This is a genomic window from Ramlibacter aurantiacus, assembly GCF_016722895.1.
GTDB lineage: Bacteria > Pseudomonadota > Gammaproteobacteria > Burkholderiales > Burkholderiaceae_C > Ramlibacter > Ramlibacter aurantiacus.
On record NZ_JAEQNA010000011.1, the window covers coordinates 73398 to 99299 of the forward strand.

Consider the following 25902-nt stretch of genomic DNA (forward strand, 5'->3'; position numbering starts at 1 on the left):
GGGCCGCTCTGAGCGGTAGTCAGAGGCCGTTGCTGCCTCAGTTGCAACCAAGCGGAAGTCTTCTCCCGGACAGAAGCAGCCGTCGCCCTACAAAAACCTCTCCAACACCCCTCGCGACTTCCGGTCCAACGCCCTCCGATCCGCGATCCGGTAGTTGATCCCCTCCGCACTCGCGATCAGCAGCGCGCCACCTTCCAGTCGCCGGATATCTTCCTCGCCCTTCAGTACGAACCGCGTCGCCCCCCGGTCCGTCACCACTTCCCACGTACTGGGTGTCGAGAAACTCGACACCCCCTCGATGCGCAGCACCGTCGGCATGAACTCGCGCCCTGCGAGCTCCTCCTCGATCAGCGCCCGGCCTTCGGCCGGCAGGTCCCCGAGCTGCGGCACCCAAGCCACCTCACGCCCCTCGGCGCTCACCAGCGACAACCCCTCGTCCGGCGCGGCCAGCGGAAACGCGCGCACCGGGCACACGCCTTCGTGCACCGTGCCGTCCGGCAGCGTGAGCACCAGCCGCCCGAAGGAATTACGTTCGATCTCGAACATGCTCATTGCCCCGCCGGATGCGCCGCGTGCGCCGGCCCCGGCAACTGCACGTCGTCGCCGCCGCTGCCGTCGTCCTCGACCCGGCGGGCCTGCGCCTCGTACAGCCGCCAGTACGAACCCTGCCGGGCCATCAGCTCGTCGTGCGGGCCGACCTCGACCACGCGGCCGCGGTCCATCACCACCAGCCGGTCGGCGCGGCGCAGGGTGGACAGGCGGTGCGCGATGGCGATGGTGGTTCGCCCCTGCACCAGGTTGTCCAGCGCCTTCTGGATCTCTTTTTCCGTCTCGGTGTCGACGCTGGAGGTGGCCTCGTCCAGGATCAGGATGCGCGGGTCGATCAGCAGCGCGCGGGCGATGGAGATGCGCTGGCGTTCGCCGCCCGAGAGGCCCTGGCCTCGTTCGCCCACCATCGAGTCGTAGCCCAGCGGCAGGCGCAGGATGAATTCGTGCGCGTGCGCGGCGCGCGCGGCGGCCACGATTTCGGCGCGGCTCGCATCGGGGCGGCCGTAGGCGATGTTCTCGGCGATGGTGCCGAAGAAGAGAAACGGCTCCTGCAGCACCAGGCCGATGTGGCGCCGGTAGTCGGCCACGGCGAAGCGGCGGATGTCGGTGCCGTCCACCCTGATCGAGCCCTCGCTCACGTCGTAGAAGCGGCAGATCAGGTTGACCAGCGTGCTCTTGCCCGAGCCGCTGTGGCCCACCAGGCCGATCATCTCGCCTGGGCGGATGGACAGGTTCAGGTCGCGGATCACGCTGCGGTTGCCGTAGCGAAAGCCCAGCCCCTGCATCTCGATGGCGCCCTGCAGGGCCGTGATCTTCACGGGCTGCGCCGGTTCGGGCACGTTGGAGACGTGGTCCAGGATGTCGAAGATGCGCTTGGCGCCGGCGGCCGCCTTCTGCGTGACCGAGACGATGCGGCTCATCGAGTCGAGCCGCGTGTAGAAGCGCCCGATGTAGGCGATGAAGGCGGTGAGCACGCCCACCGTGATCTGGCCGCGGCTCACCAGCCAGATGCCGAAGGCCCAGACCACCAGCAGGCCGATGTCGGTCAGCAGCGAGACGGTGGGCGAGAACACGCTCCAGGTCTTGTTCAGGCGGTCGTTGACGGCCAGGTTGGTCTGGTTGGCCTCGCGGAAGCGCTGCGCCTCGCGCCGCTCCTGGGCGAAGGCCTTGACCACGCGGATGCCGGGGATGGTGTCGGCCAGCACGCTGGTCACGTCGCCCCAGACCCGGTCGATCTTCTCGAAGCCGGTGCGCAGCCGGTCGCGCACGGCATGGATCATCCAGGCGATGAAGGGCAGCGGCAGCAGCGTCGCCAGGGCCAGCGAGGGGTCGATGGAGAACAGGATGGCCGCCGTCATGGCGAACATCAGGACGTCGGTGGCGAAGTCGAGGGCGTGCAGCGACAGGAAGACCGAGATGCGGTCGGTCTCGGAGCCGATGCGCGCCACCAGGTCGCCGGTGCGCTTGCTGCCGAAATAGTCGAGCGACAGCTGCAGCAGGTGCTCGAAGGCCGCGGTGCGCAGGTCGGCCGCGATGCGCTCGGATACCAGCGCCAGCAGCCAGGTGCGCGCCCAGCCCAGGCCCCACGCCAGCAGCGCCGAGCCCAGCAGGCCGGCGAGCAGCAGCCCCACGAAACCCGGATCGATGCGCTGGCCGTTCTGGAACGGGATCAGCACCTCGTCCATGAGCGGAATGGTGAGGTAGGGCGGCACCAGCGTCGCCGCCGTGGAAGCGAGGGTGAGCACGAAGCCGACCGCGAGCTGCTTGCGGTAGGGGCGGGCGAAGCGGCCCAGGCGCAGCAGGATCCAGGTGGACGTCGGGCGGCTGTCGTCGTCGTCCTCGTCGGGCTCGGCGTCGTCGTTGGCGGCCTCGACCGGCTCCGGCGCGCCGGCCTGCAGCCGTTCGAAGCGGGCGATGAAGGCCAGCACCGCGCCCTGCTGGGCCAGCGTGAAGCGCCACAGGGCCAGCCGCCGTTGGTGGTCGCAGAGTTCCAGCGTGCCGATGCCGGCGTGGTCGGCGTGGCGCAGGACCATGCCTTCGCACAGTCGCCAGTCGGACCAGTGGCCGCCCTGCCAACCGAGCAGGCGGCGATCGGTCAGGGCCAGCGCACCGGTTGCAAATTGCATCGCCGGACCGATGTCAACCTCCAGGGTGGCCAGAACGTTCTCGTCGTGGTCGAGCCTGTTTTGGAGCGCGTTGCGCCAGTCCGGGCCCGGCTCTGCGGCTGCCGGAGAAGTAGATTGCATGTGGCGGGTGTTGAGAAAACGCTGGGCCCGTGCCCTGGTTGAGACGCAGATTTTCGCCCAAGCGGGCTCCAATCCATGAGCATCAAGAACGACATTCGACTGCTGCGCGTCAATTACCTGCGCGGCCCCAACATGTGGACGTACCGGCCGGTGCTGGAGACCTGGCTGGACCTCGGCGAGCTGGAAGACTGGCCGTCGAACCGTCTGCCCGGCTTCAACCATCGGCTGGACAAGCTGCTGCCGGCGCTGATCGAGCACCACTGCGGGGTGGGCGAACGCGGCGGTTTCCTGCAGCGGCTCGAGGAGGGCACCTGGGCCGGCCACGTCCTGGAGCACGTGGTGATCGAACTGCTGAACCTGGCCGGCATGCCCACCGCCTTCGGCCAGACCCGCAGCACCACGCAGCGCGGCGTGTACCGCATGGTGTTCCGCGCCCGGGATGAGAAAGTCGCGCGCTGCGCGCTGGCGCATGGCCACCGGCTGCTGATGGCGGCCATCAACGACACCCCGTTCGAAGTGGCCGCCGCCGTGGCGGACATCCGCGAGCAGGTCGACCGGTGCTACCTCGGCCCCAGCACCGCGGCCATCGTCGGGGCCGCGACGGACCGGCACATCCCGCATATCCGCCTGAACGAAGGCAACCTGGTGCAACTGGGCCACGGGGCCCGCCAGCGGCGCATCTGGACGGCCCAGACCGACCGCACCAGCGCCGTCGCCCAGGGCATCGCCGGCGACAAGGACCTGACCAAGCGCCTCATCGCCGGCTGCGGCGTGCCCGTGCCCGAAGGGCGCGTCGTCGCGACGCCGGCCGAAGCCTGGGAAGCCGCGCAGGACATCGGCCTGCCGGTGGTCGTCAAGCCCACCGATGCCAACCACGGCCGCGGCGTCATGCTCGACCTGCGCTCGCAGGCCGACGTCGAGGCGGCCTTTCCTGTTGCGGCGCAGCAGGGCAGCGAGGTCCTGGTCGAACGCTACATCCCCGGCGACGAGCACCGTCTGCTGGTGGTCGGCGGGCAGGTGGTGGCGGCCGTGCGCGGCGAGACCGCCTCGGTCGTGGCCGATGGCCGTTCGACCGTGCGCCAGCTGGTCGACGCCCAGCTCAATAGCGACCCGCGCCGGGGCGAGAGCGAAGACCACCCGCTGAACCGCCTGGTGTTCGAGGAAGACGACGTGATGCTGGGCGAGGTGACCCGCCAGGGGCTCACGCCCGACGCCGTGCCCGAGGCCGGGCGCAGGGTGCTGATCCTGCGCAACGGCAACCTGGCGATCGACTGCACCGACCAGGTCCATCCCGAGGTCGAGCACGTGGCCACCCTGGCCGCGCGCATCGTCGGCCTGGACATCGCCGGCATCGACCTGGTGGCGCAGGACATCGGCCGCCCGCTGCACCAGCAGGGCGGCGCCATCGTCGAGGTCAACGCCGGCCCCGGCCTGCTGCCCCACCTGAAGCCCGCGGCCGGCAAGCCGCGCCCGGTGGGCCGCGCCATCGTCGACGCGCTGTTCCCCGAGGACGCCGACACCGCGCAGGTGGGCCGCATCCCCATCGTCGGCGTCGCCGGCACGCGCGGCACCACCCGCATCGCGCGGCTGGTCGCCTGGCTCGGCCAGTTGCGTGGCCTGCGGGTGGGCCTGGCCTGCGCCGACGGCCTGTACCTCGACCGGCGCTGCCTGGCGAGCGGCGATGCGCGCTGCTTCGACCTGTCGCACCGGCTGCTGGTCAACCGCAACGTGCAGGCCGCGGTCTTCGAGAACGATGCCCGCAGCGTGCTGCGCGATGGCCTGGCCTACGACCGCTGCACCATCGGCGTGGTCACCGACATCGACGGCGCCGAGGCGCTGGCCGAGTTCGACGTGCAGTCGCCCGAGCAGATGGTCAAGGTGCTGCGCACGCAGGTCGACGTGGTGCTGGACGACGGCGTGGCCGTGCTGAACGCGGCCGACGAACGCGTGGCCGCCCTGGCCGACCTGTGCGACGGCGAGGCCATCCTCTACGCGGCCGATCCGCGCACGCCGGCGCTGCAGGCGCATCGCGCCAGCGGCGCGCGCGGCGGCCGTGCCGTTACCCTGAACAACGGGCGCGTGGTGCTGGCCACCGGCAGCAGCGAGACGCGGCTGGCGCCGCTGTCACCCTCGGCGCGCGGCAACCTGGACGACGACGTCCTGCTCGCCGCGGTCGCCACCGCCTGGGCGCTGGACATCCCGTCCGACCTGATCATCGCCGGCATCGAGACCTTCGACGCCCATCACGCCGCAGCCTGAAGTCCCCCATGGAAATCTCCCGCATCCGCGCGCTGCGCGGGCCCAACCTGTGGAGCCGCCACACGTCCATCGAGGCCGTCGTGAGCTGCGCCGAAGACGAACTCGCGGTCACCGACCGCCCCGGATTCGAGATCCGCCTGCGCAAGCTCTTTCCGAACATCGGCGCCCTGCACGCGGGCGGGCCGGTGTCGCTGGCGCACGTGCTCGAGGCCGCCGCGCTGGCGCTGCAGGAAGAAGCCGGCTGCCCGGTGAGCTTCAGCCGCACCCAACCCACGGTCGAACCCGGCGTGTTCCAGGTCGTCGTCGAATACAGCGAAGAGGCGGTCGGCCGCCTCGCCTTCGAGCTCGCGCAACAACTGGTGGCGGCCACGCTCGATCCGCAGGCCGCCTTCGACATCGACGCCGCGCTCGCCCGCCTGTGCGAAACCGACGAGGACGTCCGCCTGGGCCCCAGCACGGGGTCGATCGTGCAGGCCGCGGCGGCACGCGGCATCCCGTGCCGGCGCCTGACCGACGGCAGCCTGGTGCAGTTCGGCTGGGGCAGGCACCAGCGCCGCATCTGGGCCGCCGAGGTGGACCAGACCAGCGCCGTGTCCGAATCCATCGCGCAGGACAAGGAGCTGAGCAAGCAGCTGCTGCGTTCCGTCGGCGTGCCGGTGCCGATGGGGCGGCCGGTGGCCGACGAGGCCGACGCCTGGGCCGCCGCGCTCGACGTGGGCCTGCCGGTGGTGGTCAAGCCCCGCGACGGCAACCAGGGCAAGGGCATCACCGTCAACGTGACCACGCGCGAAGGCATGGCGCTGGCGTACCACGCGGCCGCCGGGATCGGCGAGGTGATGGTCGAGAGGTACCTTCCCGGCAGCGATTTCCGGCTGCTGGTGGTGGGCGACCAATTGGTCGCCGCCGCCCGGCGCGAGCCGCCCACGGTGGTGGGGGACGGCGAGCACACCGTCGCCGACCTGGTCGCCAAGGTCAATGCCGATCCGCGTCGCGGTGACGGCCACGCCACGCCCTTGACCAAGATCCGCATCGACGACATCGCCGTCGCGCTGCTCGCCGAGCAGGGCCTCACCATCGACTGCGTGCCGGCGCGTGGCCAGCGCGTGCGGATGCGGCACAACGCCAACCTGTCCACCGGCGGCACCGCCACCGACGTCACCGACGACGTCCATCCCGAAGTGGCCGAGCGCGCCATCGCGGCGGCGCAGATGGTGGGCCTGCACGTGTGCGGCGTCGACATGGTCTGCGAGAGCGTGCTCAAGCCGCTGGAGGAGCAGGGCGGCGGCATCGTCGAGGTGAACGCCGCGCCAGGGCTGCGCATGCACCTGTCGCCCTCGTACGGCAAGCCGCGCAACGTGGGCGCGGCCATCGTCGACCACCTGTTCGAGCCGGGCCACGACGGCCGCATCCCGGTGGTCGCGGTCACCGGCACCAACGGCAAGACAACCACCGCGCGGCTGATCGCGCACGTGTTCGCCGGCAGCGGCCTGACGGTGGGCATGACCAACACCGACGGCGTCTACGTCGACGGCCGGCAGATCGACTCGGGCGACTGCAGCGGCCCCAAGAGCGCGCGCAGCGTGCTCATGCACCCCGAGGTCGAGGCGGCGGTGTTCGAGACCGCGCGTGGCGGCATCCTGCGCGAAGGCCTGGGCTTCGACCACTGCCAGGTGGCGGTGGTCACCAACGTCGGCGCCGGCGACCACCTGGGGCTGCACTACATCACCACGGTGGAAGATCTCGCCGTCCTCAAGCGCGTGGTCGTGCAGAACGTGACGCCCAAGGAGGGCTGGGCCGTGCTCAACGCCGCCGACCCCCATGTCGCCGCGATGGCCCGCACCTGCCCCGGCAAGGTGATCTACTTCGCCGCCGACCGGCACCACGCCGAGATGACGGCGCACCGCGCGCTGGGCGGGCGCACGGTCTACGTCGACCGCACGCTCGATGGCGGCTCGGTGGTCGCGGCCGAAGGCAGCTGGCGGCGGCACGTGCGCCTGGCCGACATCCCGGTCACCCGCAACGGCACCATCGGTTTCCAGGTCGAGAACGTGATGGCCGCCGTCGGCGCCGCCTGGGGCGCGGGCTTGGCCTGGGACGCGATCCGCAGCGGGCTGGCGACCTTCGTGAACGACGCGCGCACCGTGCCCGGCCGCTTCAACATCATGGACTGGCGGGGCGCGACCGTCATCGCCGACTACGGGCACAACCCCGATGCGATGCGCGCCCTGGTGGCCGCGGTCGACGCCATGCCGTCGAAGCGCCGCACGGTGGTGATCAGTGCCGCCGGCGACCGCCGCGACGAGGACATCCGCGAGCAGACCATGATCCTGGGCGCCGCCTTCGACGACGTGCTGCTGTACCAGGACGCCGCCCAGCGCGGGCGGGCCGACGGCGAGGTGATGGGGCTGCTGCGCCAGGGCCTGCAAGGCGCGAGCCGCACCACGCATGTCGAGGAAATCCGGGGCGAGTTCGCCGCCATCGACGCGGCGCTCGCGCGCCTGCAGCCCGGCGACCTGTGCCTGGTGCTGGTCGACCAGGTGGACGAGGCGCTCGCCTACCTGGCCCGCCGCATCGCCGGCGGTTGACCCGGAGCGCCGCGGCAGCCCAGGCTTTACGCGCGGGATACACGCACGGCCCGCGTGTTCAGCCCGGGTTCACGGCGCGCTGCGGATCATGGCTGCACCACAACCCAAGGAGCTGTCCATGACCCGCTTTCCCCTGAAGAACCTGGTCGCTTGCACCATCGCCCTCGGTGCGTTGGCAGTGGGGTCCGCGGCCCACGCGCGCGGCGAGTTCGCCGGCGGCGCCGATCCCCATCGCGCGGCGCGCTCGACCACGGTGGTGATCCAGCACCGCCCCGTGCTCAAGCCGCACGCGCTGCCGGTGCACCCGCAGCACGGATGGGCCGCCCCGCGCCCCCAGCGCGATGCCCGCGACCGGTATGACCATCACCGTTACTCGCGTGGCGATTCGCGCTTCGATCCCCGTTTCTACGGCGCACGGCACGTGCCTCGCCACGGTGCCTGGGGTGACTTCGATCGCGACGGCGTGCCCAACCGGTACGACCGCGCGCCGCGCAATCCGCGGCGTCATTGACGGGTGGCCCCGGCCGTCGTGGCGAGCAGCGCACGCCTGAGTGCGGGCCGGCACACGAAGGGTCCGAGAGGGAGCGACCGGGCCCGATCGTGCTGCCTACAATGCGCGGCCCCGCATTTCCCGATCCGGCGCATTCCCGAATGGACATCGAAGTCAACGAAGAGCTCAAGGCCTACATCGATCCGCTGACGCCCGAGGAGTACCGGGCCCTCGAGCGCAGCATCCTGGCGGAGGGCTGCCGCGACGCCCTGGTGCTGTGGGGCCACATGCTGGTGGACGGCCACAACCGCTACGCCATCTGCCGCCAGCACGGCCTGCCTTTCCAGACCGTGCAGAGCACGCGCTTCCGGTCGATCGAGGACGTGCACCTGTGGATGATCGACCAGCACCTGGGCCGCCGCAGCCTGTCGGACTTCCAGCGCGGTGTGCTGGCCTTGCGCAAGCGCGAGATCGTCGCCGCCCGGCTCATGCGCGCGCCGCAGCCAACCGACGCGGGCCCGGTCGAGGCCGCCACCGCCGAGCCCGCCGCGACCGAGCCCGCCGGCGAGGCGCGTGAGACCACGCGGGAGGCGCTGGCCCGCGTGGCCCGCCTGAGCAGCAGCCAGGTGATGCAGATCGAGAAGATCCAGAAGCAGGCCGCGCCCGAGGTGGTGGCTGCCGTCAGAGCTGGCGAGATTTCCATCAACGCGGCGGCCACCGTGGCCAGCCTGCCCCACGCCGAGCAGGTGGCCGCGGCCACCGGTGGCAAGGACGAACTCAAGCAGGCGGCCAAGCGGGTGCGCGAATCGCGCAAGAAGGTGGCTGTCGAGCCGTCGCCGGCAACCCGGCAGGACGAAGGTGCCGACGAGGGCGAGGACACCCTCGAGTCGCTGCGTCGGCGCGTGGCCGCGCTGGCGGCGGAGAACCTGCAGCTGCGCGAGCAACTGGCCCGCTTGCAGGGAGAGTATTGAAGAACTCTGCCATCGCCTGCTCACGCAGTCGCACGGCTCGCGTCCGGCGTCTGAGAGAGCCCGCACGAAGCAACGGGGCCAAGGCAGAGGCTGCGTGGGCTGGAGCCCTACGGCCTGACGTGCTGGGCGACCAATGCCTTGAGTTGGGCCGGCACGGCCGGCTTCACCAGGTGGTGGTCGAATCCGGCGGCCTTGACGCGGACAGCGTCCTCCGGGCCGCCGTAGCCGGTCAGCGCGATGAGCAGCACCTGGGCGCTCTCGCGGCGCCCCCGCAAATGGCGGGCCACCTCGTAGCCGCTCATGCCGGGCAGGCCGATGTCGAGCACCACCACGTCCGGAAGAAACTGCGCGGCCATCTCGAGCGCTCCTTCGCCCGCGTAAGCCACGCGCACCTCGTGTCCGTCGAGGCCCAGGATCACCGCCAGGCTTTCCGCGTTGTCCACGTTGTCATCGATGACCAGCACGCGGCGCGAGTGATCCGCCTGGACGCTTGCGCCTGGCTCATCGACCGGCGGCTTCGTGGGTGGCAGATGCAGCAGCGGCAGGCGCACCACGAACCGGCTGCCGAGTCCGTGCCCGGCGCTGCGCGCCTCGACGCTGCCGCCGTGCAGCTCGACCAGGCTGCGCACCAGGGTGAGTCCGAGGCCCAGTCCCCCTTGAGCTCGATCCAGCGTCCTGTCCGCCTGGACAAACAGATCGAAGACGCGGGGCAGCATTTCCGGGGAGATGCCGATGCCGTCGTCGGTCACGCTGATGACGACCTGGGTTTCTGAGGCGTGCACCTCGAGTTGGATCGCGCCGCCATCGCCCGTGTACTTCGAGGCGTTGTTCAAGAGGTTGCTGATCACCTGGGTCAGGCGAACCAGGTCGCCCTCGACGAAAAGGGCGCCAGGCGGCAGAACGATCGTGAGCCGTTGCTTGCGCGCTTCGACCAGGGGTGCGCTGGTGTCGCGGGCGCGTTCGACCAGCACCGCGATGTCGATCGGCTCCCGGGTCAGCACGACCTTGCCGCTGGAGATTCGCGCCGTGTCCATCAAGTCGTCGACCAAGCGAGCGAGCTGCTGTATCTGGCGGTCGATGATCCCCGTGGCCCAGCGAATCCTCGGCTCCGCGGAACCTGACCTCTCGATCACGGCGACGGCGTTTCGGATCGGCGCCAGCGGGTTCCTCAGCTCGTGCGCGAGCATGGCCAGGAACTCGTCCTTGCGCGCGCTCGCCTGCGCCAGCTCCTGCTCGGCGAGCTTGCGCTCTTCGCTGTCCAGCGTCACGCTGACATAGCCCATGAGCTGCCCGTCATCGCCGCGTCGCGCGATCTCGATCGATCGCATCCATTGATAGCTCCCGTCGACGCGGCGAAGTCGCACATCCACATCGAAGCGCCGAGACTTTCCGCGGGCTTCCTGCGCGCCCCGTACGTAGGTCGGCAGATCGTCCGGGTGGATGTACCTCAGCCAGCCTTCGGCCAGCAGCAAATCCCGGTGGCGCTCGCCGGTGAATTCGAGCCAGGCGCGATTGAGATAGAGCGTCCGCCCGTCTTCATTCTCGATTCGCAGCAAGATCGGAATGTCATCGGCCATGGCCCGAAAACGCGCATCGCTGGCCAGGCGCAGCTGCTCGGTGATGTCGCGCTCGGTGGACAGCACGGCGTCGGGATTGCCGGCGTCGTCGCGCAGCACGGACGCGGTGATCGATACGTCGAGGGTGCGTCCATCGCGGGTGATGCGCCGGGTGGTCTCGGGACCGGCGCAGCCGTCCTGCCGCACCCGCTCCTCGAACGTGCGGATCTGTTCGCGGTGCGAGGCCGGCACCAGGCTCGACATGCTGAGCGCGAGTGCCTCTTCCCCGGCGTGGCCGTAGGCTCTTTGCGCTCCCCGGTTCCAGTACAGGATGCGCCCGTCGAAACCGTGTGCGATCACCGCGTCGTTGGAGTCGCGCAGGACAGCGGCCAGTCGGCGTGCTTCCTGCGCTGCATGGCGCAAGGCCGTGATGTCGACGTAGGTCACGACCACACCTTCGACGCTCCCCTCCCCGGTGCGGAAGGGCTGGATTCGGCGCAGAAACCAGTCATTCTTCGCCGTGTGCACTTCGAGCTCGACCGGCTCACCGAGCTCCAGCACGCCGCGCGCCTGCTCGAGCAGGCCGGGGTCCACGACCTCGCTGGCGATGTCCCGCAAGGGGCGGCCCTGATCGGAGGCGAGCAGGTGAAACAGCTGGACCGCGGGTTGGGTGAAGCGGCGGATGCGCAGCTCCTGGTCCAGGAACAGGGTCGCCACGCGGGTGCTGTCCATCAGGTTGCGCAGGTCGTCCAGGGCCCGCTGCAGCTCCGCGAGTTTGCCTTCGAGCTCGCTGTTGACCGTGGACAACTCTTCGTTGAGCGACTGCAGTTCTTCCTTGGAGCTCTCGAGTTCCTCGTTCGAGGACTGCAGCTCCTCGTTCATCGACATCGCCTCTTCGTGGGCGACGCGCAGCTCCGCGTTGGCGTTGTCTTCCTCTTGCAGCGCGGTGAGCAGTTCGCTGCGCGTGCTGCGCAGCTCATCCTCCAGCTCGCGCAGCGCCTGTGATTCTTCGAATGCAGCCGACGCCTGCCCCTCGGCTGGCGCCGTGGGATCGCCGGGTTCGACGTAGCACACCAGGAGCAGACCGCTTTCGTCGAAATCCGCCAAGGGCTCGATGCGCAAGCCAGTCGCGGCGAAGGGATCGTCGCGGGTCACTCGTGCTTCCAGGCCGACGGCCTTGCCCTGGGCGATTGCCCGCCTGACTCCGGTGCGAAGGCGCAGGCGAAGGCCCTCGCGCGCCAGTGCGAGCAGGTCCCACGTCGGCTCACCCGCCGGCTGCAGGTAACGCCCGGTCTCGCCCTGGAAATACAAGGCACGGCCGTCGCGGTTGATCAGCACCGCAGCGGTGACCTGACGCTCGCCCAGATGCTCGCGCGTGAGTTCGGCGCCGCCTCGGATCACCCTGCCGGGCGGCTTGGCCGGCGTGAGAAATCCACCCGGCCCGCTCCATTTGCCCGGAAAGCCATGCGGCAGGCGCGCCGCCAGGCCGGTGCGACGGAAGATGCGGTGCTCTCGCGACACGGGCTCGAACAGGGCGGCCTGGGTGCCCAGACTCTCCGATTTACCCAGAAATAGAACGCCACCGGGCTTGAGCGCGAAGTGGAACAGCTCCAGGATCCGGGCCTGCTGGGCAGGCTCGAAGTAGATCAGCAGGTTGCGACAGGCGATGAGGTCGAGCTTCGAATACGGCGGGTCGCGCACCAGGTTCTGCGGGGCGAACACCACCGATTCGCGCAGCAGCTTGTTCACCGCATACCCCTGGCCCTGCTTCTCGAAAAAGCGAGCCAGCCGCGCTGCCGAAACTTTGTCGCAGATCGTCTCCGGATAGACGCCAGCGCGCGCGATGGTCAGGGCGTCGCTATCGAGGTCGCTGGCAAAGACACACACGCTTCCGGCGCGTCCACGTGCGCCGAGGTGCTCGAGCAGCACCATGGCGATGGAATAGCTCTCCTCCCCGGTGGCGCAGCCGGGCGTCCATACCCGGATCGACGCGTCGGCGGCCGCGTTGCGGATCAGGTCGGGCACCACGTTTTCCTCCAGCACCTGCCAGGCTTGCGGCTCGCGGAAGAAGTCCGTCACGCTGATCAGGAAGTCCTTGACGAGGGCCGTGAGTTCCTCGTCCGACTGCTGTAGCAGATCGAGATAGGCCGAGACATCGCCGACGCGGTTCAGACCCATGCGCCGGCGCAGGCGGCGCAGGCGGCGCAGGAGCATGGCCGACCGGTACCAGCGGAAGTCGTGGCCCGTGCGCGCCTGTACGAGGTCGAGGATGTCTTGCAGCCGCGCCTTCATGCCAGGAAGGTCGTCGGGTGCGGGGTTCGCCAGCGCCGGGGACTCGTCGGGCAGGGTGACGGTCGGCGCGTGCGTCAGGTAGTCGATCAGCGCCTGTCCCATGCGTTGGACCGGCAGGACGCGGTCCGGAACGCCCGCCTCGATCGCAGCGCGAGGCATGCTGGGGAACTTCGCCGTCTCGGGGTCCTGGACCAGGGTCAGCCCGCCGGCGGCCTTGATTTCCTTCAGGCCCGCGGTGCCATCGTGATCCGCACCGCTCAGGACGATTCCCGCGGAGCGCTCCTGCTGGTCCGCGGCCAGCGAGCACATGAAGTGGTCGATCGAGCGCAGGATGGATGGCCGCGGGGCCGCCGGCCCCAGCCGGAGCGACCCACCGCGTATGTCCATCAGACACCCGGGGGGGATCACATAGATGCGGCCCGGTTCAACCGCCTCGCCGTCCTTCGCCTCGGTCACCGGCATGGTGCTGGCCCGGCCGAGCAGCTCGGCCATCATGCTGTCGTGGTGCGGCGCCAGGTGGCTGATCACCACGAACGCCAGTCGCGAGTCGGCGGGCATGGAGCCGAAGAAACCCTGCAGCGCCTCCAGTCCGCCGGCCGATGCGCCGAGGGCCACGATGGTCAAGCCAGGGCTTGGCGCGGTCAAAGGCACGGCTTCAAACGCCGGAGCCCGCTTTGTCGACCTGCTCGCGCCATGTGTGCCATCGTGGTGTACCTCAACCCGCAGTATGCGCGCGCGCCGCCATGAGAACTGCGTTCGCTGCGTCGCCACCCGGGAAAAACTGTAGCGATTGCTTCCGTCGCCACCGCGGCGAAGCCCGCGCGGGTTGAGGTTGCGGTGGCGCTGCGGCGCGCCGAGGGGGGGTGATATCCCGGCACAGCCGGATTCGCGTCCTGGGCCCACGAGCAACTTCGCGAAGACCGTCCATACTGCGGCTTCCTGGCCTGTCAACTCATCGAAGAACCTCCCCAGGGGCATGCCGGGCTGGCGTGTCCTGTTCATCGAGTCTCCCCCGAGGAACCGATCTTGAGCGATGAGCCCCGCGCGATAGCGCCACACCGATTGTTCGCCCGATGGTTTTCGGCGAGGCCCGCATCCGGGCGCGAGGAGCTGCTGTCGGGGCCATTGCGGGGCGACCTGCTGGGCCCTGACCAGCTCGCGGAGAGGGCGCGCGCACTCGCGCGCGAGCAGCGATCGAGCGCGAAGGCCACCGCGTGGAGGCAGGCGCCCCTGCTCACCCGCCTCGAGCAAAGTCGAAAGATCCTGGACGAGGCGCACGAGAAGCTGGCAGCGGGCGCGGCGCGGGGCGTGGACGTCGGGCCCGCCGGCGAGTGGCTGCTCGACAACTTCCACGTGGTGCGCGAGCACATCCGCGAGATCCACGAGAGCCTGCCGCGTGGCTATTACCGCGAGCTGCCAGAGTTGACCCGTGGCGCGCTCGCGGGGTACCCGCGTGTCTATGAACTGACGATCACCATGATCTCCCACACCGAGGGGCGGGTGGATCGGCAAAACCTCGACGGGTTCGTGCGGGCCTACCAGTCGGTCACTCCCCTGAGGATCGGCGAGCTGTGGGCCGTGTCGGCCATGCTCCGCCTGGGGCTGATCGAGAGCGTGCGGCGCATGACGCTGCGCACCGTGCAGCGGATGGACCACATCGAGCAGGCCGACGCCTGGGCGGCCCGCATCGCCGCCGCGGCCGATGAAGGCGAGGGCTCGCTCGGCAGCGTCCTGGACGTGTTCGTGCGGTCCAGCCCGCAACTGACCCCGGCGTTCGTCTCGCGCCTGATGCATCAGCTCCGGTTGATCGTCGGGTCGTACCCGATCCTCGCCCATATCGAGCAGTGGATCTCGGACCGCTCGCTGGGAGGCGAGGATGCGATCGCGCGTGCCACGCAGCACCTGGCGCTGACGCAGATGATCATGGCGCACAGCATCACCAGCCTGCGCACCATCGCGCACCTGGACTGGCCCGCCTTCGTCGACGGGCAGAGCGCCATGGAGCCGGTGCTGCGGGAGGACCCCGCCGGGTTTTATGCGAGGTCGACCTTCGACACGCGCGACCGGTACCGGCACGTGGTCGAGCGCATCGCCCGCCGCACCGGGCTCAGGGAAGAAGCGGTGGCCCGCGCCGCCGTGGACCTCGCGCGGGAGGGGGTGACCGACGGCCCCGAGCCGTCGCTGCATGCGCACGTCGGCTATTACCTGGTTGACCAAGGGCTGCCCCGGCTGGAAGCGGCCACCGGGTACCGCCAGTTTCCCGGCGAGACCGTTCATCGCTGGTTGCTGCGGCACCCCAACCTCGTGTTCGGGGGCGGCATCGTCGCCGGCACCGGTGCGGCCCTCGGCGCGTTGTTCTGGCTCGCCGGGCCGGCTGCGCAGCCCGCCTGGGGGCTGGTGCTGCTGCTGGCGCTGATTCCCGCCGCCGACCTGGCGATCAGCACGGTGAACCAGGTCATCACGGCATGGCTGCCGCCGCGGACCCTGCCCAAGCTCGACTTGCACGGCAAGGAAGGCGTACCCGCGGAGTTCCGCACCGCGGTGGTGGCGCCGACGCTGTTCGACAGCGTGGAGGCCGTGCAGGAGGCCCTGGCGAACCTCGAGGTGCAATTCCTCGCCAATCGCGGCGCGCACCTCCATTTCGCCCTGCTGAGCGACTTCACCGATGCACCCACCGAGACGGTCGAAGGCGACGTGGCCATCGTCGCGGCGGGCGTGCAGGGCGTGCAGGCGCTCAATGCCCGCTATGCGCACGCGACGGGCGACGCCTTCTATTTCTTCCACCGGCCGCGCCGCTGGAACCCGCGCGAGGGCGTCTTCATGGGGTGGGAGCGCAAGCGGGGCAAGCTGGCGCAGTTCAACCGCTTCCTGCGCGGCGACGCAGGTGATGCCTTCAGCGTGATCGTGGGCGCGGTGGAGCCGCTGCGGTCGGTTCGCTACGTCATCACGCTGGACGCCGACACCGTGCTGCCGCCGGACGCCGCTCCCGATCTCATTGGCGCGCTGGCTCACCCGCTCAACCGCGCGGTCTACGACGAGGCCTCGGGGCGCGTCGTGCGCGGCTACGGAATCCTGCAGCCCCGGGTGGGCGTGTCGCTGCCCAGCGCGCACCGCACCCGGTTCGCCGCCATCCACTCGGGGCATCCCGGCGTGGACCCGTACACCACCGCCGTCTCGGACGTCTACCAGGACCTGTACGGGGAGGGCAGTTACACCGGCAAGGGGATCTACGAGGTCGATGCCTTCGAGCAGGCCACGCATGGGCGGTTTCCGGAGAACACCTTGTTGTCGCATGACCTCGTCGAGGGCAGCTATGCCCGCGCCGGCCTGATGACGGAGGTGATGGTCTACGACGACTATCCGTCGCGTTACCTGGTCCACGCACGGCGCAAGCACCGCTGGATCCGTGGCGACTGGCAGTTGCTGCGCTGGCTCACACCCCGGGTTCCCGGGCCGTTCGGAGCGGAGCCGAACCGGCTCGGTGTCCTGTCACGCTGGAAGATCATCGACAACCTCAGGCGCAGCACGGTAGAGGCCGGGCAACTGGGCTTTTTGCTCGCCGGGTGGACCATCCTGCCCGGCTCGCCCCTGCGCTGGACGGCGCTGGGCCTGGCGGCGATCGCCGGCCCGTGGATCGTCGCGCTCGCGCTCGGCGCGCTGAGGCCGCCGGTGGACCGATCCTGGCGTGCCTACTACGCCGGCATGGCGCGCGATGCCGTCACCGCGGCGCAGCAGGTCGCGCTTGCCGTCACGTTCCTGGCGCACCAGTCGTGGCTCTCGGTCGACGCGATCGTGCGCACGCTCTGGCGCCTGTTCGTGTCCAGGCGCCACCTGCTCGAATGGAAGACCGCATCGAGCAGCGAGCGCAGTGTGTCGGGCGAGGCAGTCGGCGTGTGGTGGGCCATGGGGGCGGCCGTGGCGATCGCGGCAGGCACCGGGCTCGGGCTGGTTGGCCTGGCGGCAGGCGGGGCGGGGCCTTCGCCGCTTTGGCATCTGTTGCTCGCGGCCGCGCCGCTGCTGTTGCTGTGGGGGGTCTCTCCGGCCATCGCACACGCGCTCAGCGCGCCGCCGGTGCGGCCGCGGCGGCAGCTGCCGGCGGCCGATCGGGCCCGCGTCGAGCGGCTGGCACTGCTGCACTGGCACTTCTACGAGCGCTTCACCGGTGCCGATACCCACTGGCTCGTGCCCGACAACTTCCAGCAGGACCCGACGCCGGTGCTGGCGATGCGCACGTCGCCCACCAACATCGGCCTGCAACTGCTGGCGATCGTCAGCGCGCGGGACCTGGGGTTCATCACCACCGCCGACATGACGCGGCGCCTGGAACTCGCCTTCGGCTCGATGGAGCGCCTGAGCCGCTTCAAGGGCCATTTCTTCAACTGGTACGACCTGCATGAGCTGCGGGTGCTGGAGCCGGCCTACGTATCGACGGTGGACAGCGGGAACCTGGCCGGGCACCTGCTGGCGGTGAGGCAGGCGTGCCTGGCGGTCGCGCAGGAGCAGCCGACCGACCCGCTCGTGCGGCCGGCGCTGCGGACCGCGCTCGCGCTCGCGGAGGAGCGGCTGCACCAGGCCGCACCCGCCCTGTCGCAGGCGTCGCCAGGCGCCAGCCTGGCACTTGGCGCGGCCCAGCGTCATGTGCTGGCGGCGCGGGAACGCCTTGCCGCGACGGGCGCGGCGGGTTGCGGGGTCGAGGACCTCGTGGCGATCGCCACGCTGCTGCGCCAATCCGCTGGCCCGCTGGAGCAGGTGAAGCTGCCGCAGCCATCGGAGGAGCCGCTGCAGGAGTGGATCGACTGGAGCCTGCGTCGGATCGAGCAGCATTTCGACGAACGCAGGGCGACCGACGCGGCGGCTGGCCTGAGCGCGCGTCTGGAGGCGCTCGCCGAGCGGGCTCACGGCGTCGCGACCGGCATGCAGTTCGGGTTCCTGTTCGACCGGGAGCGCGAGCTGTTCTCCATCGGCTACCAGCACGCGACGCAAACCCTCGATCCGTCGTACTACGACCTGTTCGCCTCCGAAGCGCGGCTGGCCAGCTTCATCGCCATCGCCAAGGACGACGTCCTCGTCGATCACTGGTTCCGGCTGGGCCGCACGCTCACCCATGCCGGCGGCAACCCGGCGTTGATCTCGTGGAGCGGGAGCATGTTCGAGTACCTGATGCCGGCCCTGGTGATGCGCGCCTACCCCTTCACGCTGCTCGACCAGACGTACCAGGGGGCCGTGCGGCGACAGATGGCTTACGGCACGCAGCTCGGCGTGCCCTGGGGCGTGAGCGAAAGCGCCTACAACCTGCGTGACCGCCATCTCACCTACCAGTACCGGGCCTTCGGCGTGCCCGACCTCGCCCTCAAGCGCGGCCTCGGCCGCGATGTGGTGATCGCGCCCTACGCGGCGGTGCTCGCCCTGCAGGTGAACCCTTCGAGTGCGTTGAGCAACCTCGCCACGCTTGAACAACTGGGCGCGCTGGGGCCGTACGGATTCCGCGACGCGCTCGACTACACCCGGCCGCTTCCAGGCAAGCCTTTCGCGCTGGTCGAGAACTACATGGCGCACCACATCGGCATGTCCCTCGCGGCGTTCACCAACCTGTTGAGCGACCAGGTGTGGCAGGAGCGCTTCCATGCCGACCCGCTGGTGCGGTCCGTGGAGCTGCTCCTGCACGAGCGCATCCCGCGGCGGCTGGTCTATGACAAGCCGCAGGCGAGCGACCCCGACGAGGGTCTCCCCGCTCCCGAGCTGGAAAACCCCGTGGTGCGCGAATTCGACCAGCCGGACACGCCCCACCCGCACATCGCCATGCTGGGGCGCCTGCCCTACAAGCTGATGGTGAGTCACTGCGGGTCGGGCTACAGCCGCTACAACGATGTGGCCGTCACGCGCTGGCGCGCCGACGCGACCACCGACACCACCGGGCAGTTCTGCTACGTCAAGGAGCTTGGCCATGGGCGTGTGTGGTCCGTGGCGCACCAGCCCACCTGCGCGCCGGCCGATTCGTACCGGGCGCTGCTGGCCACCGACCGGGTCACCTTCGAACGCTCAGACGGGGCGATCGAGACCCGCACCGACATCGTGGTCGTTCCCGAGGACGCGGCGGAGGTCCGCCGGGTCACCGTTCGCAACCACGGCGAAAAGGCAGTGGAGATCGAACTGACCAGCTATGGCGAGGTGGTGCTGGGCGGCATCGAGGCCGATCGCGCCCACCCGGCCTTCGCCAAGCTGTTCGTGGAGACGGAGTGGCACGAGTGGTGCACGGCGCTCACTGCCACGCGGCGGCCGCGCACCGGCAAGGAGGAGCCGCTGTGGTGCGTGCACGTGGTCAGCAGCTGTCCCGATCAGGTGGGCGCCGTGAGCTACGAGACGGATCGCGCACGCTTCATCGGGCGGGGACTCAGCACCCGGGACCCGGTCGCCCTGTCCGGCGATGGGCCGCTGTCGGGCAGCACCGGCGCGGTGCTCGACCCGATCTTCTCGCTGCGCACCCGGGTGCGGCTGGCGCCCGGCCAGATGGCATGCGTCACCTTCACCACCCTGGTGGCCACCAGCCGGGCGCGTGCCTTCGAGCTGGCCGACCGCTACCACCATCCGTCGGCGTCGGAGCGCGCGCTCGACCTGGCGTGGACCTCCCAGCAGCTGGAGCTGCGCGAGCTCGGTTTGACGCCGGCCCATGTCGCCGACTTCCAGGAACTCGCCGGCTACCTGTTCTTCCCACGCCCGGAACTGCGGGCGCCGCAGGACGAGCTGCTGCGCAACCGCGGTTCGCAACCGCTGCTATGGGAGCTGGGCGTGTCGGGCGACTGGCCGGTGGTGCTGGCGTCCATCGACTCGCCGGACGGCCTGCCCACCCTGCGGCAGCTGTTCGCCGCCCACCACTACTGGCGCCGTCGCGGAATGATGGTGGACGTGGTGGTGCTCAACACGCAGCCGGCCTCGTACCTCCAGGAGCTCCACAACAGGATCCTCGAAGTGATGTTCACGTCGGGCGATACCGAGATGGACCGGCCAGGCGGCGTGTTCATCCGGCGGCGCGACCAAATCGGTGCGGACGCGCTGCAGATGCTCGTGGCCACCGCAAGCCTGAGCCTGCGCTGCGGCGCACGCTCCCTCGTCGAGTCGGTCATCGGGGGGGTCCGGGGCGAGACCAGGACAGGGGAAGCGCCTCCGCTCGAATCGCAGCCGCGCCGCAGCGACAAGCAGGGTGCGGTTGTCCCGGCGACCGCGAGCAGCGTCCGCGCGCGCCTGGGTGACACGAGCAGTTCCGATCCGGGGGCCGTCCTGCCGCCCGTGCTGCGCGACGCGCGTGGGCTGGGAGCCGTGTCGAGGCCCGAGGCCGGGTCCGGCGAGCTGCTGTTCGACAACGGCATCGGCGGGTTGAATGCGGCCGGCGAGTACGAGATGCGCATCCGCGGCGATCGGGTGCCGCCCGCGCCCTGGTCCAACGTGATCGCCAACCCGCACGGCGGCTTCGTGGTGAGTGAGCGGGGGACCGGTTTCACCTGGGCTGAGAACAGCTACTTCTATCGGCTCACGCCCTGGCACAACGATCCGGTGAGCGACCCCGCCACCGAGGTGCTCTACCTGCATGACGAGGAGACGGGCCGGCTGTGGAGCGCCACGCCGGCGCCGGCCGGGCGCGATGCCACGTACACCGTGCGGCACGGCGCCGGCGCTTCGGTGTTCGAGGCCGTGCACGGCGGGATCGCCAGCCGCCTCACCATGAGCCTGGCGGACGGCGAAGCGGTCAAGCTCTCGGTGCTCGAGCTGACCAACCGGGGCGAGCGCCCGCGCCGCATCTGCGTCACCGCCTACGTGGAGTGGTCGCTCGGCGTCAATCGCGAACACACGCAGCACCAGGTGCGCACGCGGTTCGAGCCTGAACTGCGCGCCATGCTCGCCAGCAACCGGTTCGACCCCCAGTTCGCGGACTGGGTGGCGATCTGCGGGCTGAGCGAACCGGTCACCGGGCACACGGCCGACCGGCGCGAGTTTCTGGGCCGCAATGGAACCCTTGAGAGTCCTGCCGCCTTGCGCCAGGGGCCGCTCGCCAGGACCACCGGCCATGGCTTCGACCCCTGCGCCGCGATGCAGTGCGTGCTGGAGCTGGCCCCGGGTGAAACCCGGGAGCTCTCCGTGGTGCTGGGGGCGGCCGCCACCGAGGACGAGGCGCGCCAAGTCGTGACCCGGTATCTCGTGCCGGGGGCCGTCGCGGCAGCGAGTACCCGGAGCAGGGCGCTGTGGGCGAAGCGTCTGTCGGTGGTCCGTGTGCGCACGCCTGAGCCATCGTTCGACGCGATGATCAACCGGTGGACCCTCTACCAGGCGCTCTCCTGCCGGATGTGGGCACGTTCGGCCGTGTACCAGAGCGGCGGCGCGTACGGCTTTCGCGACCAGCTCCAGGACGTGCTGGCCTTCGTCTATGCCGAGCCCGGCATCGCGCGCGAGCACATCCTGCGGGCGGCGGCGCGCCAGTTCCTGGAGGGGGACGTGCAGCACTGGTGGCACCCGCAGAGCGGGCGCGGTGTTCGCACGCGCTTCTCCGACGACCTGGCGTGGCTTCCCTACGTGGTCGACCAGTACGTCCGGGTGACGGGCGACGCGTCGGTGCTCGACGAGTACGTCCCGTTCCTGGCCATGCGTCCCCTGGAGCCGCACGAGCACGAGGTCTATGACCTGCCGCAGGTCACCGACGAGCACGCCAGCGTGTACGAGCATTGCCTGCGGGCCTTGCGCAAGGCGTGCACCACCGGGCCGCATGGCCTGCCCCTGATCGGCATTGGGGACTGGAACGACGGCATGAACCGCGTCGGGGCCGAGGGGCGCGGCGAGAGCGTCTGGCTGGCCTGGTTCCTGGTGGCCACCTTGCGCGGGTTTTCGGAACATGTGCAGGCGCGCGGCGATGCCGAGGTGGCGTCGGACTTCCGCGCGCGTGCCGATGCCTACGCGGCGGCGGTGGAGGCGCACGGATGGGACGGCCAGTGGTACCGCCGTGCGTACTTCGACGATGGCACGCCGCTGGGGACCGCCGCGAACGCGGAGTGCCGCATCGACTCCATCGCGCAGAGCTGGAGCGTGATCTCGGGTGCGGCCCCGCCCGAGCGACAGGCACGTGCGCTGCGCGCCCTGGAAGAACACCTGGTTCGCCCGGACGAGCGGCTGCTCGTGCTGTTGACGCCCCCGTTCGACAAGTCCGCCCAGGACCCGGGCTACATCAAGGGCTACCTGCCCGGCGTGCGCGAGAACGGCGCGCAGTACACCCATGCCGCGATGTGGGCGGTGCTGGCCGCCGCCATGCAGGGCGACGGCTCGCGGGCCTTCGAGTGGTTCCAGATGATCAACCCGCTCCTGCATGCGCGAAGCGCCGCCGAGGTCGACACCTACAAGGTGGAGCCCTACGTGGTGGCCGCCGACGTCTACACCGCGCCAGGTCACTTGGGCAGGGGAGGGTGGACCTGGTACACCGGGTCCGCCAGCTGGATGTACCGCGTGGGCCTCGAGGCCATCCTCGGCTTCACCAAGCGCGCAGACACGCTGCGCATCGAACCCCATGTGCCTGCCGAGTGGCCGGAGTTCTCCATCGAGTATGGCTTCGGCGCCGCCGTCTACGCGATCGAGGTTCGACAGCCGGGGCAGTTGCGCCAGCGCGGGGCACAGATCAGGCTGGATGGCCGGCTGCTGCAGGAGCCGACGCTGCGTCTGGTGGACGATGGCGCGCGGCACGAAGTGCTCGTCACTCCCCGGGATTGACGCGCCAGCGATTCGCTGGGGCAGCGCCGCGCCAGCCGTGGTGCAGGTGACGGGCACCGCCCCCGACAATCGCGCCATGGCACAAGGAAAGCGCATCTCGGTCGACATCTCCCCGGCCGCCCTCGCGGCCATCGAGGCCCTGGCGGCAGCGGCCCGCGAGGCCCGACTGGCGGCCGGCGAGGGGCAGGCTGCCGCCGCCGCCCGGCTGGGGGTCCATGTCCAGACGATCGGCCGCATCGAGCGCGGCGAGCCCGGCGTGGCGATCGGCCACGTGGTCGGGATGCTGGCGCTCTACGGCATCTCGGTGGCTCCGGTGGACGCCTCGCCGCGGGGAAGCCCCCGGGCATGAACGACCTGCGCGCCCTGATGCGCGAGTTCCCCTTCCCCGGCCGGCTGGAGGCGATCTTCCTGCGGCCGGCCCGGGGTCGGGCGGCGCTGGGTGCGGCGGCTTGCGAGGCCCTGGACGGCCTCGGGCTCGAAGGTGACCGCGCGGGATTCCGTTCCCGAAACCACCAGGTGGCGTTCCTGCCCACCCGTTCACCCTGAGCCCGTCGAAGGGCGCGCGGGGCTTCGACGGGCTCAGCCAGAACGGGATTTGTGGTGCGCGCGAGGGCTGTTCGTTGAGGTTCCTACCGACCCGTTCACCCTGAGCCCGTCGAAGGGCGCGCGAGGGCTTCGACGGGCTCAGCCAGAACGGGATTTGTGGTGCGCGCGAGGGCTGTTTGTTGAGGTTCCAACCGACCCGTTCACCCTGAGCCCGTCGAAGGGCGCGCGAGGGCTTCGACGGGCTCAGCCAGAACGGGATTTGTGGTGCGCGCGAGGGCTGTTCGTTGAGGTTCCTACCGACCCGTTCACCCTGAGCCCGTCGAAGGGCGCGCGGGGCTTCGACGGGCTCAGCCAGAACGGGATGTGTGGTGCGCGCGAGGGCTGTTCGTTCGACGGGCTCAGCCCGAACGGGAGCGGGAATTTCTGCTCCACCTGATTAGCGGGACGGCTTCGCGCCCAGGAACGTTTCGGGAACGCCGGGTGCGCACGATGACCACCAGGCCGCCAAACCCTTCCGGATGCAAGGCGGTCCCGAAACCGCGCATCCACCGAACCCATCAGGAGGCTCCCACCATGCACATCGCCAAGGAAAACGTCGACGTCAAGCTGCAGATCCCCGGTGCCACCGCGCGCCTGCAGACCGACTTCGGCGACGTCGCCGGTTACGGGCGCATCAGCGCCGAATACTTCAGCCTGGCCGCGGGCGTGGACACCACGCCGATCTTCGTCGGGCTGCAGGGCAACGCGTGCCAGTGCCCGCACTGGGGCTACGTGCTCAACGGCCGCATCACCACCACCAACGAGGCGGGCGAGCGCGAGACCGTCAAGACCGGCGACCTGTTCTACTGGCCGCCTGGGCACAACGTCGCGGTCGAGGAAGACGCGGACTTCGTCATGTTCAGCCCGCAACACGAGCACCTGCACGTCATCGACCACATGAAAGCGAAGGTGGGCGCATGAACCCGAACCAGGCTCTGTGGGAGAAGGGGGACTTCACCCGCATCGCGCAGACCATGCGCGACAGCGGCGAGGCCCTGGTGCGGCAGGCCGGCATCACCCCCGGCATGCAGGTGCTGGACCTGGGTTGCGGGGACGGCACCACGGCCATCCCGGCGGCCCGGCTGGGGGCGCGGGTGACCGGGGTGGACATCGCGCGCAACCTGGTGGCCGCCGGCAACCAGCGCGCCGCGCAGGCCGGCGTGGCCGACCACTGCACCTTCATCGAAGGCGACGCGTGCGACCTGTCGTTCATCGAGAACCAGAGCTTCGACCTGGTGATCAGCATCTTCGGGGCGATGTTCGCGCCGCGGCCGTTCGACGTCGCCCGTGAGATGGTGCGCGTGACGCGCCACGGCGGGCGCATCGTGATGGGCAACTGGATCCCCAACGATCCGACACTGGTGGCGCAGATCCTCAGGATCAGCAGCGCCTACGCGCCGCCGCCGCCCGAAGGCTTCATCAGCCCCATGACCTGGGGATCGACGCCGCAGGTGATCGAGCGTTTCGGTGCGGCCGGCGTCGCATCGGAGGCGATCGCGTGGACGCGCGAGCCTTTCATCTTCGACTTCAAGGGATCGCCCGAGGCGTTCGTGGATCTGTTCCGCTCGTTCTACGGACCCACGATGAACGCCTTCGAGGCGGCGGCGCGGGACGGCCGCGAGCAGGCCCTGCGCAGCGAGCTGGTGACGCTGTTCGAGGCGCAGAACCAGAGCCAGTACCCCCACACCACGCTGGTGGCGGCCAACTTCCTGAAGGTGACCGTCGACGTGGGGTGAGGGCCTGGACCTTGCCGCGGTCCGGGGCGCGATCAGCGGCTTGGCACCAGGCTGCGGAAATGGCGCTCGACACGCGCCGCGTCGGCCTGCCGCCCCGTGAACAGCTCGAACGCGCCCACGGCCTGGCCCACGGCCATCGCGCCACCGTCCATGACGCGGCAGCCGAGGGCGCGCGCGGTACGCAGCAGATCGGTCTCGATCGGGAAGTACACGATCTCCGACACCCACATCGACGGCCGCAGCAGACTTGCAGGAATGGCCAGGCCAGGCAGCTTGGCCATGCCGGTCGGCGTGGCGTGGACAAGGCCCGTGGCGCCATGCAGGGCCTGCGCCGCATCGGCCAGCGCGACGGCCCGGGGCCCGAAGCGATCGAGCAGCGCCTGGGCCAGCGCCTGCGCGCGCGCCGCGTCCGCATCGACGATCCGCAATTCGCCCACGCCCATCCGGCACAGGGCGTCGGCGATCGCGCAGCCGGCTCCACCGGCGCCCAGCAGGACGACCCGGCCGAGATCCGCGCCCGGCAGTGCGCGGCGCAGGCCCCAGGCCCAGCCCGACCCGTCGGTGTTGTGTCCGACGAGCCGGCCGTCGTGCAGCACCACGGTGTTGACGGCGCCCATTTCCCGCGCCGGGGCTGAGAGTTCGTCGAGCAGCGGCACCACCGCCTGCTTGCACGGAAACGTGACGTTCAGGCCGTCGAAGCCGATGGTGCGCGCGGCCTCCAGCAGCATGGGCAGCTGCGCCAGCGAGCCGGGCGTGCGGTCCAGGTCGATCAGCTGGTAGTGCAGCCGCAGTCCCTGCTGTCGCGCCTCCTCCTCCTGCATCGCCGGCGTGAGCGACTGCTGGATGCCGGCGCCGACCAGGCCGCACAGGAACTTGTCGGCGGCCACGG

13 protein-coding genes are annotated in these 25902 nt (G+C 70.3%); 9 read left to right on the forward strand and 4 right to left on the reverse strand.

What is annotated here, in order from left to right; all coding sequences use genetic code 11:
• Nucleotides 1-87 precede the first annotated feature (87 nt).
• Both JI739_RS22245 and JI739_RS22250 read right to left on the reverse strand, forming a co-directional pair.
• Nucleotides 88-552 (reverse strand): cyanophycin metabolism-associated DUF1854 family protein, encoded by a 465-nt coding sequence (locus JI739_RS22245; RefSeq protein ID WP_201686215.1) that lies wholly within the window; start codon nt 550-552, stop codon nt 88-90.
• On the reverse strand, nt 549-2795 hold the full coding sequence (locus tag JI739_RS22250; protein WP_201686216.1) for a cyanophycin metabolism-associated ABC transporter: 2247 nt from the start codon (nt 2793-2795) through the stop codon (nt 549-551). Before JI739_RS22250 ends, JI739_RS22245 begins: the two co-directional genes overlap by 4 nt.
• 75 nt (nt 2796-2870) lie before the next feature.
• On the opposite strand from JI739_RS22250, the gene JI739_RS22255 reads away from it, so the two are divergent.
• From JI739_RS22255 to JI739_RS22270, 4 genes are all read left to right on the forward strand, one after another.
• Nucleotides 2871-5054 (forward strand): cyanophycin synthetase, encoded by a 2184-nt coding sequence (locus JI739_RS22255; RefSeq protein ID WP_201686217.1) that lies wholly within the window; start codon nt 2871-2873, stop codon nt 5052-5054.
• Between the two features lie 8 nt (nt 5055-5062).
• Nucleotides 5063-7639 (forward strand): cyanophycin synthetase, encoded by a 2577-nt coding sequence (gene cphA, locus JI739_RS22260; protein ID WP_201686218.1) that lies wholly within the window; start codon nt 5063-5065, stop codon nt 7637-7639.
• 118 nt (nt 7640-7757) lie between these two features.
• The gene (locus JI739_RS22265) at nt 7758-8150 is read left to right on the forward strand and encodes a hypothetical protein (RefSeq protein WP_201686219.1); all 393 of its coding nucleotides are present in this window, start codon (nt 7758-7760) and stop codon (nt 8148-8150) included.
• A gap of 140 nt (nt 8151-8290) precedes the next feature.
• A complete protein-coding gene (locus JI739_RS22270; RefSeq protein WP_201686220.1) occupies nt 8291-9100 on the forward strand; it encodes a ParB N-terminal domain-containing protein in 810 nt (269 codons plus the stop codon).
• A gap of 107 nt (nt 9101-9207) precedes the next feature.
• Here JI739_RS22270 and JI739_RS24635 read toward each other — a convergent pair whose 3' ends face one another.
• Nucleotides 9208-13950, reverse strand: a complete 4743-nt coding sequence (locus tag JI739_RS24635) for a chemotaxis protein CheB (protein WP_354003786.1) — start codon at nt 13948-13950, stop codon at nt 9208-9210.
• Nucleotides 13951-14256: 306 nt separating this feature from the next.
• Between JI739_RS24635 and JI739_RS24905 the strand changes: the two genes are divergently transcribed.
• From JI739_RS24905 to JI739_RS22315, 5 genes are all read left to right on the forward strand, one after another.
• A complete protein-coding gene (locus JI739_RS24905) occupies nt 14257-22692 on the forward strand; it encodes a glycoside hydrolase family 94 protein (protein WP_201686221.1) in 8436 nt (2811 codons plus the stop codon).
• A gap of 76 nt (nt 22693-22768) precedes the next feature.
• Nucleotides 22769-23041, forward strand: coding sequence for a helix-turn-helix domain-containing protein (locus JI739_RS22300; RefSeq protein ID WP_201686222.1), 273 nt, complete (start codon nt 22769-22771; stop codon nt 23039-23041).
• Nucleotides 23038-23238, forward strand: coding sequence for a hypothetical protein (locus JI739_RS22305; protein WP_201686223.1), 201 nt, complete (start codon nt 23038-23040; stop codon nt 23236-23238). Before JI739_RS22300 ends, JI739_RS22305 begins: the two co-directional genes overlap by 4 nt.
• A gap of 573 nt (nt 23239-23811) precedes the next feature.
• Nucleotides 23812-24198: a cupin domain-containing protein gene (locus JI739_RS22310; protein ID WP_201686224.1), complete on the forward strand. Its 387-nt coding sequence runs from the start codon at nt 23812-23814 to the stop codon at nt 24196-24198.
• Nucleotides 24195-25013 carry a class I SAM-dependent methyltransferase gene (locus tag JI739_RS22315; RefSeq protein ID WP_201686225.1) on the forward strand — a complete coding sequence of 273 codons (819 nt, stop codon included), beginning with the start codon at nt 24195-24197 and terminating at the stop codon, nt 25011-25013. Before JI739_RS22310 ends, JI739_RS22315 begins: the two co-directional genes overlap by 4 nt.
• A 32-nt stretch (nt 25014-25045) precedes the next feature.
• Here the strand turns inward: JI739_RS22315 and JI739_RS22320 are convergent, their stop codons facing one another.
• Entirely contained in the window at nt 25046-25900 is an 855-nt protein-coding gene (locus tag JI739_RS22320) for a shikimate dehydrogenase (protein WP_201686226.1), read from the reverse strand.
• Between the last annotated feature and the right edge of the window lie 2 nt (nt 25901-25902).